Origin of the sequence: Frigoribacterium sp. CFBP 8754 (assembly GCF_014841815.1) — a bacterium.
GTDB classification, from domain to species: domain Bacteria; phylum Actinomycetota; class Actinomycetes; order Actinomycetales; family Microbacteriaceae; genus Frigoribacterium; species Frigoribacterium endophyticum.
In genome coordinates this window covers 451,918-465,201 of the sequence record NZ_JACYUO010000002.1, presented here as the reverse complement: position 1 = coordinate 465,201, position 13,284 = coordinate 451,918, and the positions used below count along the sequence as shown (strand labels likewise).

The window sequence follows — 13,284 nt, the reverse complement described above, 5'->3', positions numbered from 1 at the left end:
TCGGCGGTGAACGCCGCGCCCACCTCACCAAGGAGCACCATGCCCGCACGCACCCTCGCCGTCGTCGTCCTCGCCGCAGGGCAGGGCACGCGCATGAAGTCCGCGACCCCGAAGGTGCTGCACCGCCTGGCCGGCCTCCCGCTGATCCAGCACGTCCTCGAGTCGGCGGCCGCGCTCGAGCCCGAGCACCTCGTCGCCGTCGTGCGGCACGAGCGCGACCTCGTCGTCACGAGCATCGTCGAGACGACGCCGACCGCCCTGATCGTCGACCAGGACGACGTGCCCGGCACCGGCCGCGCCGTCGAGCAGGCCGTCGAGGCGCTGCCCGCCGACTTCGACGGCGACGTCGTCGTCGTGAGCGCCGACGTGCCCTTCCTCGACCACGGCACCCTGCGCGGCCTCCTCGAGCAGCACCGTGAGGAGGCGGCGGCCGCGACGCTGCTGTCGGCCGTCCTCCCCGACGCCACCGGCTACGGCCGCGTCGTGCGCCTCGCCTCGGGCGACGTGGAGCGCATCGTCGAGCACAAGGACGCCACCGACGCCGAGCGGGCGCTCCGCGAGATCAACTCGGGCACCTACGCCTTCACGGTCGCGGCCCTCCGCGCGCAGCTGCCCCGCGTCGGCTCGGCCAACGCCCAGAACGAGAAGTACGTCACCGACGTCGTCGGCCTGCTCACCGGCGCCGGCGAGAAGGTCGCCGCCCGCGCGGTCGACGAGACCTGGCGCCTCGAGGGCATCAACGACCGCGTGCAGCTCGCCGTGGCCGCCCGCCGCCTCAACGACCGCATCGTCGAGCACTGGCAGCTCGAGGGCGTCAGCATCGTCGACCCGCAGACCACCTGGATCGACCGCGACGTCGCCCTCAGCCCCGACGTCGAGCTGCTGCCCGGCACCCAGCTCAAGGGCGCGACCTACGTGGCCGCCGGCGCCGTCGTCGGGCCCGACACGACCCTCGTCGACACGGAGGTGGGCGAGGGCGCGGTCGTGAAGCGCACCGACGCGACCCTCGCCGTGATCGGTGCCCGCGCCTCCGTCGGCCCCTTCTCGTACCTGCGGCCCGGCACGACGCTCGGCGAGGGCGGCAAGATCGGCACCTTCGTCGAGACCAAGAACGCCGAGATCGGCGCGGGCTCGAAGGTGCCGCACCTCAGCTACATCGGCGACACCGAGGTCGGCACCGACTCGAACATCGGCGCCGGCACGATCACGGCCAACTACGACGGCGTCTCGAAGCACCGCACCGAGGTCGGCTCGAACGTGAGGACGGGGTCGCACAACGTGTTCGTCGCCCCCGTTAGGATTGGCGACGGAGCGTACTCAGGTGCGGGAACGGTCGTCCGGAAGGACGTGCCGGCAGGTGCCCTGGCCCTGAGCATCGCTCCTCAGCGCAATGCGAGCGGATGGGTCGAGGCGAACCGCCCCGGCACCGCGGCTGCCGAGGCCGCCGCTCGCGCCGAACGAACGACCGACTAGCGAGCCGGTCGGGTTGGCCCCTCGGGGCCGGAGAGCGAGTGACGTGTCCGGAATCAAGATCACCGGGGAGAACCGACTCGTCCTGGTCTCGGGTCGTGCGCACCCCGAGCTGGCGAACCAGATCGCGGCGGAGCTCGGCTCGGAGCTCATCCCGACCGACGCCCGCACCTTCGCCAACGGCGAGCTCTACGCCCGCTTCGACGAGAGCGTGCGCGGTGCCGACGCGTTCGTCATCCAGTCGCACTCGGCCCCGATCAACGAGTGGCTCATGGAGCAGCTCATCATGGTCGACGCCCTCAAGCGCGCCTCGGCCAAGCGCATCACGGTCGTCGCCCCCTTCTACCCGTACGCCCGGCAAGACAAGAAGGGCCGCGGCCGCGAGCCGATCTCGGCCCGCCTCGTCGCCGACCTGTTCAAGGCCGCCGGCGCCCACCGCATCATGAGCGTCGACCTGCACGCCCCGCAGATCCAGGGCTTCTTCGACGGCCCCGTCGACCACCTCTTCGCCATGCCGGTGCTGCTCGAGCACTTCCGCGCGAAGCTCGACAACTCGACGCTCACGGTCGTGTCGCCCGACATGGGCCGCGTGCGCGTCGCCGACATCTGGAGCGAGAAGCTCGACGCCCCCCTCGCCATCATCCACAAGCGCCGCGACCCGCTGGTGCCGAACCAGGTGACGGTGCACGAGATCGTCGGCGAGGTCGAGGGCCGCGTCTGCCTGCTCGTCGACGACCTGATCGACACGGGCCGCACCATCGTCAAGGCCGCCGAGGCCCTCAAGGCCGCCGGCGCGATCGGCGTCGTGGTCGCCGCGACCCACGCCGTGTTCAGTGACCCTGCCCCCGAGATCCTCGCCAGCGAGTTCATCGACTCGGTCGTCGTCACCGACACCCTGCCGCTGACCGAGCACCAGAAGTTCGACAAGCTCGAGATCCTGCCGATCGCCCCCCTCATCGCGCGGGCCATCCACGAGGTCTTCGACAACGGGTCGGTCACGTCGATGTTCGACGGAGCCGCGTAGCGGCTCCGTCGAACCAGGAGGCGCAGCCGACGGCGCCCCCGGGCACCCCGGGACCTGCGCCACAGAACGGCCGTGACCGGGTTGGACCCAGCCACGGCCGTCCGGCGTCTCCGGCCTGCCGCGCGTCAGTGCGTCGACGGCTCCGTCTCGATCTCCGAGCGGTCGCCCGACCACAGGGTGTGGAACACGCCCTCCTCGCCGACCCGCTCGTAGGTGTGCGCGCCGAAGAAGTCGCGCTGCCCCTGGATGAGGGCGGCGGGGAGGCGCTCCGACGCGAGCGAGTCGTAGTACGACAGCGCCGACGCGAACCCGGGCACGGGGATCCCCGACAGCGCCGCCTTGGCGACGATGCGGCGCCAGGCGTCCTCGCCGTCGCGCACGGCAGCGGCGAAGTAGTCGTCCTCGAGCAGGGTCGCGATGGTCGCGTCCTTCTCGTAGGCGTCGACGATGCGGTTGAGGAACTGCGCGCGGATGATGCAGCCGCCGCGCCAGATCTTCGCGATCGCGCCCTTGTCGATGTCCCAGCCGTACTCCAGGGCGCCCGCGATGATCGCGTCGAAGCCCTGCGCGTAGGCGACGATCTTCGACGCGTAGAGCGCCTTCTGAACGTCGTCCTCGAAGCCGTCGCCCGCCTCCTGCACCTCGGGTCGGCCCTGCAGCGTCGCCTGCACGGCGGCGCGCTGGTCGGGCTTCGACGAGACGGCGCGGGCGAAGACGGCCTCGGCGATGCCGCCGACGGGCACGCCCAGCCCGACCGAGTTCTGCACCGTCCAGACGCCGGTGCCCTTCGAGCCCGCCTGGTCGACGATGGAGTCGACCAGCGGGGCGTCGGTCTTCGCGTCGGTCTGGCGCAGCACCTCGGCGGTGATCTCGATGAGGTACGACTCGAGCTCGCCGCGGTTCCACTCCTCGAAGACGTCGGCGATGGCGGCCGGCTCGTGGCCCCCGACGCGGCGCAGCAGGTCGTACGACTCGGCGATGAGCTGCATGTCGGCGTACTCGATGCCGTTGTGGATCATCTTGACGAAGTGGCCGGCGCCGTCGCTGCCGACGTGGGTGACGCAGGGCTCGCCCTCGGCGACCGCGGCGATCGAGGCGAGGATGGGGCCGAGGGTCTCGTACGCCTCCTTCGAGCCGCCGGGCATGATCGACGGGCCCTTCAGCGCGCCCTCCTCGCCGCCCGAGATGCCGGCGCCCACGAAGTTCAGGCCGCGCTCCTTGAGGGCGGCCTCGCGCCTCCGCGTGTCCTGGAAGTTCGCGTTGCCGCCGTCGACGATGATGTCGCCCTCCTCGAAGAGGTCGGCGAGCTGGTCGATGACGGCGTCGGTGCCCTTCCCGGCCTGCACCATGATGATCGCGGTGCGCGGCTTCTGCAGCGACGCCGCGAAGTCCTCGATCGACTTGGACGCGACGAAGCCGGCGTCGCCGTGCTCGCTCATCAGGGTGTCGGTGCGCTCGGGGGAGCGGTTGTAGACCGCGACGGTGTTGCCCTCGCGGCTGGCCAGGTTGCGCGCCAGGTTGGAGCCCATGACGGCCAGGCCGACCACTCCGATGTTCGCCTGCGCGGTCTGCTCGCTCGTGTCTCCGTGTTCGGTCACGGTGCCTCCTCAAGGTCGGTGGACCGCAGACTATGCCTCGCCGCCCACCGGTTGACAGGGACCGTCGGGCACCCCCGGCGGACGGGGGGAGGCGCGCCTACGCTGGTCGGGACCCGCCCGTCTCGGAAGGACACCGCATGACCACCTCCACCCTGCCCCCCGTCGTCGTGATGGGCGTGAGCGGGTCGGGCAAGTCGACCGTCGGCGAGCTGCTGGCCGAGCGCGCCGGCGTGCCGTTCGTCGACGCCGACGACCTGCACCCGAAGGCCAACCGCGACAAGATGTCGGCCGGCCACCCGCTCGACGACGACGACCGTCGGCCCTGGCTCGAGATCGTCGCCGGGCGCATCAGCGAGGCCGGCGACGACGGCGTGGTGGTCGCGTGCTCGGCGCTGAAGCGCTCGTACCGCGACGTCCTCCGCTCGGGCGACGACCGCCTCCTCTTCGTCCACCTCACCGGGGTCCGCGAGCTCGTGGCCGAGCGCCAGAAGGCCCGGAAGGGCCACTTCATGCCGCCCGGGCTGATGGAGTCGCAGTTCGCCGCGCTCGAGCCGCTCGCCGACGACGAGCCCGGCACCAGCGTCGACGTGCAGGCCGGCCCCGACGAGATCGTGGCCGAGGTCCTCGACCGGTTGGCGACACGCCCGGGCCGCGTGTAACCTGGGCAGCTGAACTTCGGCGAGGGATGCCCCGGCATCCGTGATCGACGAGGTAGGCAGGCACTCAGTCCCGAGACCGCCCTCTGGGTGGTCGCTCCACGGCTGTGGGTCCCTCCTCACGCGACGCGCGTTCGAGTTGACACCGACCACACACCCCAGGCCCGAGGGCCTGCAGAAACGGAGACCACCATGTCCGACGACAACACCCTGTCCGCCACCCTGCGCACCAGCTTCGGCAAGGGAGCGGCCCGCAAGATCCGCGCCGCCGACGCGATCCCCGCGGTCATCTACGGCCACGGCACCGACCCCCAGCACGTCACCCTGCCGGGCCACGAGACGATGCTCATCACGCGTCGCTCGAACGCGCTCATCACGCTCGACATCGAGGGCACGCAGCAGCTCGCCCTCGTCAAGGACATCCAGCGCGACCCGGTCAAGCAGATCATCGAGCACATCGACCTCATCGTCGTCCGCCAGGGCGAGAAGGTCAGCGTCGACGTGCCCGTGCACGTCGAGGGCGAGTCGGCTCCCGGCACGATCCACGTCGTCGAGCTCAACGTCGTCTCGCTCGAGGTGTCGGCCACCGACATCCCGCAGTCGGTCGTCGTCTCGATCGAGGGCCTCGAGGAGGGCTCGCAGGTGCACGCCTCCGACCTCGCGCTCCCCAAGGGCGCGACGCTGGTCACCGACCCCGAGGTGCTCGTGCTGGCCGTCTCCGTGCCGCAGCTCGACCTCACCACCGACGCCGTCGACGACGAGTCGGGCGAGGCCGCCGAGGCCGAGGGCGACGTGCCCTCGATCGAGGACGAAGAGCGCTCCGAGTAGCACCCGCTCCGCCGTCTGACGCCCCGCCGCTGCATCACTGAGGAGGACCCCCTGAGCGACCAGTGGCTCGTGGTCGGGCTCGGCAACCCCGGGCCCGGCTACGCCGGCAACAGGCACAACGTCGGGCAGATGGTGCTGGCCGAGCTGGCCCACCGCCTGTCCGCGGGGTTCAAGAAGCACAAGACGAACTCGCTCGTCGCGGAGGGCCGCCCGGCACCGGGCGGCCCCCGCTTCGTGCTCGCGGCGCCCGGCAGCTTCATGAACCTCTCGGGCGGCCCCGTCGCGGCCCTCCTCAAGTACTACGACCTCGACGTGTCGCGGCTGATCGTCGTGCACGACGAGCTCGACATCGACTTCGACACCCTCAAGATCAAGCAGGGCGGCGGCCACGGCGGCCACAACGGCCTGCGCGACATCATCGCGGCGACGGGCTCGAACGAGTTCCTCCGGGTCAGGGTCGGCATCGGCCGCCCCCCGGGCCGCCAGCCGGCCGCCGACTTCGTGCTGCGCGACTTCACGCCCACCGAGCGGCAGACCCTCCCGATCCTCCTGGCCGACGCGGCCGACGCGGTCGAGATGATCGCCGCCGACGGGCTCACGGCGGCACAGCTGAAGTTCCACACCGCGAAGAGCTGAGCTCCAGCGCGCAGCTGACGTTCCACACGGCGAAGAGCTAGCCCCCTCCCCATCTGCGGGTGGTCGGTCCGGGGCTGAGCCCTCAGCGAACCCGCGGGCTGTCTGTCGGTCGTGCCGAGTAGCCTTGCCGGGTGATACTCGCGGGCTTGATCTCGGCGCTGTCGCGCGCCTCCACGTTCTCCGCTGCCCTCGACCGGGCCGGTCGCAGCACCGACTACAGCCTGGTCGACGGTCTGCGCGTCCCCCTCGTCGCGGGCCTCCTGGCCCGCCGCGAGGGTCCTCAGGCGATGCTGGTCGTCACGGCGACCGGCCGCGAGTCGGAGGCCGTGCGCGGCTCCCTCGCGAGCTACCTGCCCGACGCCGAGGTCATCGAGTTCCCCGCGTGGGAGACCCTGCCGCACGAGCGCCTCAGCCCCGGTGCCGAGACCGTCGGCAAGCGCATCCACGCGCTCCGGCGCCTCGCTGCCTGGTCGGCCGAGGCCGACGCGGCGACCGACGCCGTGCGCCCGATCGTCGTCGTGGCCGGCGTCCGCGCCGCCCTCCAGCCCCTGGCCGACAACCTCGCCGACATCGACCAGGTCGAGCTGACCGTGGGCTCCCGCGGGCACGACCTGACCGCCATCTCGCAGTCCCTCGTCGGCCTCGCCTACGCCCGGGTCGACATGGTCACCCGTCGCGGTGAGTTCGCCGTCCGCGGCGGCATCCTCGACGTGTTCCCGCCCACCGCCGAGCACCCCGTCCGCGTCGACTTCTTCGGCGACGAGGTCGACCAGATCCGCCGCTTCTCGGTCGCCGACCAGCGCAGCCTCGACGGCGACGTGGCCGGCGTCGAGCTGCCGCCGAGCCGCGAGATGCTGCTCACCGACGACGTGCGGCAGCGGGCGCGCGAGATGCAGCACGAGTTCCCGAGCCTCGCGCAGATGCTCGCCAAGATCTCCGAGGGCATCCCCGTCGAGGGCATGGAGTCGCTCGCGCCCGCCCTCGTCCACGGCCTCGTGCCGCTCACGCACTACCTGCCGGCGGGCGCCTCCGTCGCCGTGCTGTCGCCCGAGCGCGTGAACTCCCGTGCCCAGAGCCTCGCCGAGACGAACCGCGAGTTCCTCTCCGCGGCGTGGAACGCCGCGACCGCCGGCGCCGAGGCGCCCATCGACCTCGACGCGGGCGACTTCATCACCCTCCGCCAGCTCCGCGAGTCGGCGGGCGACCGCACCTGGTTCACGATGAGCTCCTTCGACACCGGCGAGGTGCTCAGCGACGAGGACGCCGCCGCGTCGGCCGGCGACTACGTGCGCGTCGAGGCCGAGAGCGTGCCGAGCTTCAGCGGCCACGCCGAGGGCGCCGTCGACCATGTGGTGCAGCGCCTCCGCGACGGGTGGAGCGTCGTGGTGACCTCGCGGGGCGTCGGCCTCGTCGAGCGGGCCCGCGACGTGCTCGGCGAGCGCGCCGTGGCCGCTCGCCTGCTCGACGACCTGCCCGACGAGCTCGAGCCGGGCGTCGCCCTGCTCGTCGCCGGCGGGGTCGAGGCCGGCTTCGAGCTGGCCGAGGCCAAGGTCGCCGTGCTCGGCGAGAGCGACTTCTACGGCCGCTCGGCGAACTACGACTCCCGGCAGGTGAAGAAGCTCGCCAGCCGCCGCAAGGCCGTCGTCGACCCCCTGCAGCTCAAGCCCGGCGACGTCGTCGTGCACCAGACGCACGGCATCGGCAAGTTCCTCGAGCTCACCAGCCGCGAGGTCAGCACCGGCGGCAAGAACGCCGTGAAGAACAGCCGCGAGTACCTCGTGCTCGAGTACGCGCCGTCGAAGCGCGGCTACCCGGGCGACAAGCTCTACGTGCCCACCGACCAGCTCGACCTGCTCAGCCGCTACGTCGGCGGGGAGGCCCCCACGCTCAGCAAGATGGGCGGCAGCGACTGGGCCAGCGCCAAGAGCAAGGCCCGTCGCGCCGTCCGCGACATCGCGGTCGAGCTCGTGAAGCTGTACTCCGCCCGCATGGCGTCGAAGGGCCACGCGTTCCCGCCCGACACCCCGTGGCAGCGCGAGCTGGAGGAGGCCTTCCCCTTCGCCGAGACGCCCGACCAGCTGACGACCATCGACGAGATCAAGGCCGACATGGAGCGGCCCATCCCGATGGACCGCCTGCTCTCCGGCGACGTCGGCTACGGCAAGACCGAGGTCGCCGTGCGCGCCGCGTTCAAGGCGATCCAGGACGGCAAGCAGGTCGTCATGCTCGTGCCGACGACGCTGCTCGTCAAGCAGCACTTCGACACCTTCGCCGACCGGTTCGCCGGCTTCCCCGTGCACCTGCGCAGCCTCAGCCGCTTCCAGTCGGCGAAGGAGAGCCGCGAGACGATCGCGGGCCTCGGCGACGGCACCGTCGACATGGTCATCGGCACCCACCGCCTCCTCAGCGAGAGCATCGTCTACAAAGACGTGGGGCTCGTCATCATCGACGAGGAGCAGCGGTTCGGCGTCGAGCACAAGGACGCGCTGAAGAAGCTCAAGACGAACGTCGACATCCTCGCGATGTCGGCGACGCCGATCCCGCGATCGCTCGAGATGGCCGTCACCGGCATCCGTGAGATGTCGACCCTCGCGACCCCGCCGGAGGACCGCCACCCCATCCTCACCTTCGTCGGCCCCGAGAGCGAGCGGCAGAAGGCCGCCGCCATCCGCCGCGAGCTGCTCCGCGAGGGCCAGGTCTTCTACGTCCACAACCGCGTCTCGAGCATCAACCGCGTCGCCGCGCAGATCGCCGAGCTCGTGCCGGAGGCGCGGGTCGCCGTCGCGCACGGGCAGATGGCCGAGTCGACCCTCGAGCAGGTGATGGTCGACTTCTGGGAGCGCAAGTTCGACGTGCTCGTCTCGACCACCATCATCGAGACCGGGCTCGACATCGCCAACGCGAACACGCTCATCATCGACCGGGCCGACAAGTACGGCCTCAGCCAGCTGCACCAGCTGCGCGGCCGCGTCGGCCGGGGCCGCGAGCGCGGCTACGCGTACTTCCTCTACGACGCCGAGAAGCCGCTCAGCGAGACCGCCCAGGACCGCCTCGAGACCATCGCGGCGAACAACGAGCTCGGCGCGGGCATGCAGGTGGCCCTGAAAGACCTCGAGATCCGCGGGGCGGGCAACCTGCTCGGCGGCGAGCAGTCCGGGCACATCGCCGGCGTCGGCTTCGACCTCTACCTCCGCATGATCGGCGAGGCCGTCGGCGCCTTCCGCGGCGAGGTCGCCGAGGGCCAGACCGAGCTGCGGCTCGAGCTGCCCGTCGACGCCCACATCCCCGAGGAGTACGTCGAGAGCGAGCGCCTCCGGCTCGAGGCGTACCAGAAGCTCTCGACCGCCAGCTCGCCCACCTCGACCGACGAGCAGATCGACGCCGTCCTCGAGGAGCTCACCGACCGCTACGGCGCCCCGCCGGCGTCCGTGCTCGCGCTCATCGAGGTGTCGCGCCTCCGCCGTGCCGCCCAGAAGGCGGGGCTCAGCGAGGTCGTCGTCATGGGCAGCAACCTCCGGGTCGCCGGCCTCGACCTGCCCGACAGCATGCAGGTGCGCCTGCAGCGCATGTACCCGGGGTCGCGCTGGTTCGGCCAGACGCGCTCCGTGAGCGTCCCCCTGCCGCGGAAGCACGGCGAAGCCCTGCCCGACGGCGAGCTGATCACCTGGGTCGAGCAGCTCATGTCGTCGATCTACGGCGCCGAGGCGCCGCGCCCGTCCGCCGACAGCTCCGCCGCGGCGAGCTGAGCCGACCGTGACGGACGGCGTCGACGGCCGCGCGGGCGCCGAGCTCGCGGCTCTCGTCCGCGTGGTCGAGGCGCTGCTGGCCGACGAGGGCGGCTGCGAGTGGAACCGCGCTCAGACCCCCGACAGCCTCGTCACCTACCTGATCGAGGAGTCGTCGGAGCTCGTCGAGGCCATCGAGTCGGGCACCCCGGCCGACCGCCGGGAGGAGCTCGGCGACGTGCTGTACCAGGTCGTGCTCCACGCTGCGATCGCGGCGAGGGCGCCGGCGGAGGGCTTCGACCTGGCCGACGTCGTCCGCGACGTCGCCGCGAAGACCGTGCGTCGGCACCCCCACGTCTTCGCCGGCGACGAGGCCGCCGACGTCGACGACATCGTCCGGCTCTGGTCCGCCGCCAAGGCCCGGGAGAAAGCCGACCGCCGCAGCGCCTACGACGGCGTGCCCCTCGGCCTGCCCGCCCTCGCGAGGGCACAGAAGGTGGAGTCGCGGCGCCGGTCGGCCGGTCATGTCACGCCGCCCGCCGCCCTCGTCGACGACGAGCCCGACGTCGAGCTCTCCTGGGGGCGCGAGCTCCTCGCCCGCGTCGACGCGGCGACCGCGGAGGGGCTGGACGCCGAGCGGGCGCTCCGGCGAGCCGTCCGCGAGCGGGAGCAGCAGCTGCGGTCTGGCGAGGCTCCGCGGCCGTAGCGCGTCCCCGGCCGGGCGCGGACGGGCCCCGCCACGATGTCGCCGTCGTGGACGGACAGGGCACGGGGGAGAGGCCCGGGGGAGAGGGCCGGGGGTCCGACCGACCCGAACGGCGGACACCCCGGCACAGGGCACCCGACCGACCCGAACGGCGGGCGCCCCCACGTGCCCGGCCACACGGCGGTCGAGGACCAGCCGCGCGGGCGAGGGGCACGTCGGCGCCGCACTGCGTCGAGGGGGATCACCCGCGACGCGTCGTGCGGCACTGTGTCGAATGTACCGGGTGGAGTGCTGACATGTCAAAGACGGAACCCTGATGTGTCATGTGGTCGGCGGTCGCCGGTGGTCGTCGACGCTGCTCGTCGACCCCGGCGTGTCCGCCCGCCGGTGTCGTCGGGGGCGCCCGGGGGTCGCGGTGGCCGTCTGTTATCGTGCGACCGGGCCGACGACCCGGCGCAGGGCCGGGCTGCTCGCCCTCGCAGAGGAGGGGCTCCCGTGCCTCGCAGACCCGACCCGACCCGCAAGCCCGAGCTGCTCGCGCAGATCATCGAGCACCTCCGCAGCCGGTCGATCGCCACGGTGTCGTTCCGTACCCTCGCCGACGCGCTCGGCGTGAGCACGTACGTCTTCGTCTACCACTTCGGCAACCGCGCCGAGCTCGTCGCCGAGATCGTGCGCGGAGTCGTCGCGCGGCACGACGCCGCGCTGGCGGTCGACCCGACCGCCCTGGACGGCCGGGCGCTCCGGTCGCATCTGCTCGACGCCTGGGTCGACTCGACCAGCGAGCGCGGCCGCGACCTGCTGCGCCTCGAGACCGAGGCGGCCCTGCTCGAGGTCGTCGCCGGCGAGCAGGGCCCGGCCCGGGGCGAGGTCGCCCGCTGGCACGACTTCGTCGCGCGCTGGCTGGTGGCGCAGGGCGTGCCGGAGGCGGTGGCCGGGCCGGAGGCGCGGGTCGCCGTCGACGCCCTCCGAGGCCTCCAGCACGACTCCCTCGTCACGGCGGAGGTGCGCCCGCTCACGACCGCGGCCACCCGCGTCGTCGACGACCTCGTGGCCCGCGCGCCGCAGCTCGCCTCCACGCCGTGACCGCACGCCGGAGTCCAGCCCGGAGCGGTCGCGTGACGGGCGGTCACGTCGCGGCCGGCCCAGGGCGGAGCCGCCCCGCCCCGCGCTGATGAACGGGCCAGGCGCGAGGCGCCTGGCCCGTCGTGGAGCCCTCACCGCAGGGAAGGGAGGGCGCCGGGGTCGGTCGCCGGTGCGCAACCCGATTCGCGCCGACGACCTGCGTCGACCATAGCCGACATGTCACATGACGCGCAATCCTGCGGAGCTCGACGCGCGCCTCCCGGGGCTGCCCTCTGGGATGATGGTGCGATGCCCTCACACGTGACCCCGCCGCGCGGGATGCGAGACTTCCTGCCCGCCGAGAAGCGCCGCCGCGAACGCGTGCTGGCCACCGTGCGCGACGTCTACCGCTCGCGGGGCTTCGACGAGATCGAGACCCCGGTCGTCGAGGGCGCCGAGTTCCTCTGGTCCGGCCTCGGCGGCGACAACGAGAAGCAGGTCTTCGCGGTGCTGCGCCGCGGGCTCGACCTCGACGCCGTCCGCGCCGTCGGGTCGCCGCTCGAGCTCGCCGACCTCGGGCTGCGCTTCGACCTCACCGTGCCCCTGGCCCGGTTCTACGCGTCGCACCGGGCCGAGCTGCCGACCGTCTTCCGCTCGGTGCAGATCGCTCCCGTCTGGCGGGCCGAGCGGCCGCAGAAGGGCCGCTACCGCCAGTTCGTCCAATGCGACATCGACATCCTCGGCGAGCCCGGGCAGCAGGCCGAGGTCGAGCTGATCTCGGCCACGACCGACGTGCTCGACGCCCTCGGGCTCCGGGGCACGACCATCCGCGTCAACGACCGCCGCGTGCTGCTCGGCGTGCTCGCCCACTGGGGCGTCACCCCCGAGCTGACCGACCGGGCGCTGATCGAGATCGACAAGCTCGACAAGATCGGCGTCGAGGGCGTGGCGACGCAGCTGCGCGAGCTCGGCGTCGGCGGCGACGACCTCGCGGCGCAGCTGCACCAGCTCGGCGAGGCGACCTTCGACTCGATCACCGGCTCCGCGCCTCCCGCCTGGCTCGACGCCGAGGCCGCAGCCGACCTCGTGGCCCTCCGCGACGCGCTGCCGGGCGCGACCCTCGTGCTCGACCCGACGCTGGTGCGGGGCATGGGCTACTACACCGGCACCATCTTCGAGGTGGCGCACCCCGACTTCAGCTACTCGCTGGGCGGCGGCGGTCGCTACGACGGGATGATCGGCCGGTTCCTCGGCACCGACGTGCCGGCCGCGGGCTTCTCGCTCGGCTTCGAGCGCATCGTCGACCTCGTCGAGCTCGACGGGGCCGACGACGACGGCCTGGCCGTGCTGCACGACAAGACGGTGCCGCCGGCCGAGCTGGTCGCCCTGCAGCGGGCGCTGCTCGCCGGCGGCGAGGGCCGGGTGCGGCTCGAGCGCCGTGCGAAGAACGCCAGGGGCCAGCTCGCCGCGCTCGCGGCCGCCGGCTTCGGGCGGTTCACCTCCGTGCGCGGGGGCGAGTCCGTCGACGAGCTGCAGATCCGCCCGATCGGCTGACCGACGGCGGGCGAACGTCCGC

10 protein-coding genes are annotated in these 13,284 nt (G+C 72.5%); 9 read left to right on the top strand and 1 reads right to left on the bottom strand.

Annotated features, from left to right (window positions below):
- Window positions 1-39 precede the first annotated feature (39 nt).
- On the top strand, window positions 40-1,473 hold the full coding sequence (gene glmU / locus IFT72_RS08630; protein ID WP_192046149.1) for a bifunctional UDP-N-acetylglucosamine diphosphorylase/glucosamine-1-phosphate N-acetyltransferase GlmU: 1,434 nt from the start codon (window positions 40-42) through the stop codon (window positions 1,471-1,473).
- A 43-nt stretch (window positions 1,474-1,516) separates the two neighbouring features.
- Window positions 1,517-2,494: a ribose-phosphate diphosphokinase gene (locus tag IFT72_RS08625; protein ID WP_056056702.1), complete on the top strand. Its 978-nt coding sequence runs from the start codon at window positions 1,517-1,519 to the stop codon at window positions 2,492-2,494.
- A 125-nt stretch (window positions 2,495-2,619) separates the two neighbouring features.
- Here IFT72_RS08625 and gndA read toward each other — a convergent pair whose 3' ends face one another.
- Window positions 2,620-4,023, bottom strand: coding sequence for an NADP-dependent phosphogluconate dehydrogenase (gene gndA / locus IFT72_RS08620; RefSeq protein WP_056058923.1), 1,404 nt, complete (start codon window positions 4,021-4,023; stop codon window positions 2,620-2,622).
- 206 nt (window positions 4,024-4,229) lie between these two features.
- Between gndA and IFT72_RS08615 the strand changes: the two genes are divergently transcribed.
- From IFT72_RS08615 to IFT72_RS08585, 7 genes are all read left to right on the top strand, one after another.
- Window positions 4,230-4,751 (top strand): gluconokinase, encoded by a 522-nt coding sequence (locus IFT72_RS08615; protein ID WP_056056700.1) that lies wholly within the window; start codon window positions 4,230-4,232, stop codon window positions 4,749-4,751.
- Window positions 4,752-4,940: 189 nt separating this feature from the next.
- Window positions 4,941-5,576, top strand: coding sequence for a 50S ribosomal protein L25/general stress protein Ctc (locus tag IFT72_RS08610; protein WP_192046148.1), 636 nt, complete (start codon window positions 4,941-4,943; stop codon window positions 5,574-5,576).
- Window positions 5,577-5,627: 51 nt separating this feature from the next.
- Window positions 5,628-6,212: an aminoacyl-tRNA hydrolase gene (gene pth / locus IFT72_RS08605; RefSeq protein WP_192046357.1), complete on the top strand. Its 585-nt coding sequence runs from the start codon at window positions 5,628-5,630 to the stop codon at window positions 6,210-6,212.
- 131 nt (window positions 6,213-6,343) lie between these two features.
- Window positions 6,344-9,958, top strand: a complete 3,615-nt coding sequence (gene mfd / locus IFT72_RS08600) for a transcription-repair coupling factor (RefSeq protein ID WP_192046147.1) — start codon at window positions 6,344-6,346, stop codon at window positions 9,956-9,958.
- Window positions 9,959-9,965: 7 nt separating this feature from the next.
- On the top strand, window positions 9,966-10,643 hold the full coding sequence (locus IFT72_RS08595; RefSeq protein ID WP_192046146.1) for a MazG nucleotide pyrophosphohydrolase domain-containing protein: 678 nt from the start codon (window positions 9,966-9,968) through the stop codon (window positions 10,641-10,643).
- 495 nt (window positions 10,644-11,138) lie between these two features.
- The gene (locus tag IFT72_RS08590; protein WP_192046145.1) at window positions 11,139-11,729 is read left to right on the top strand and encodes a TetR/AcrR family transcriptional regulator; all 591 of its coding nucleotides are present in this window, start codon (window positions 11,139-11,141) and stop codon (window positions 11,727-11,729) included.
- A 288-nt stretch (window positions 11,730-12,017) separates the two neighbouring features.
- Window positions 12,018-13,262 (top strand): HisS family protein, encoded by a 1,245-nt coding sequence (locus tag IFT72_RS08585; protein ID WP_192046144.1) that lies wholly within the window; start codon window positions 12,018-12,020, stop codon window positions 13,260-13,262.
- Window positions 13,263-13,284: the final 22 nt, after the last annotated feature.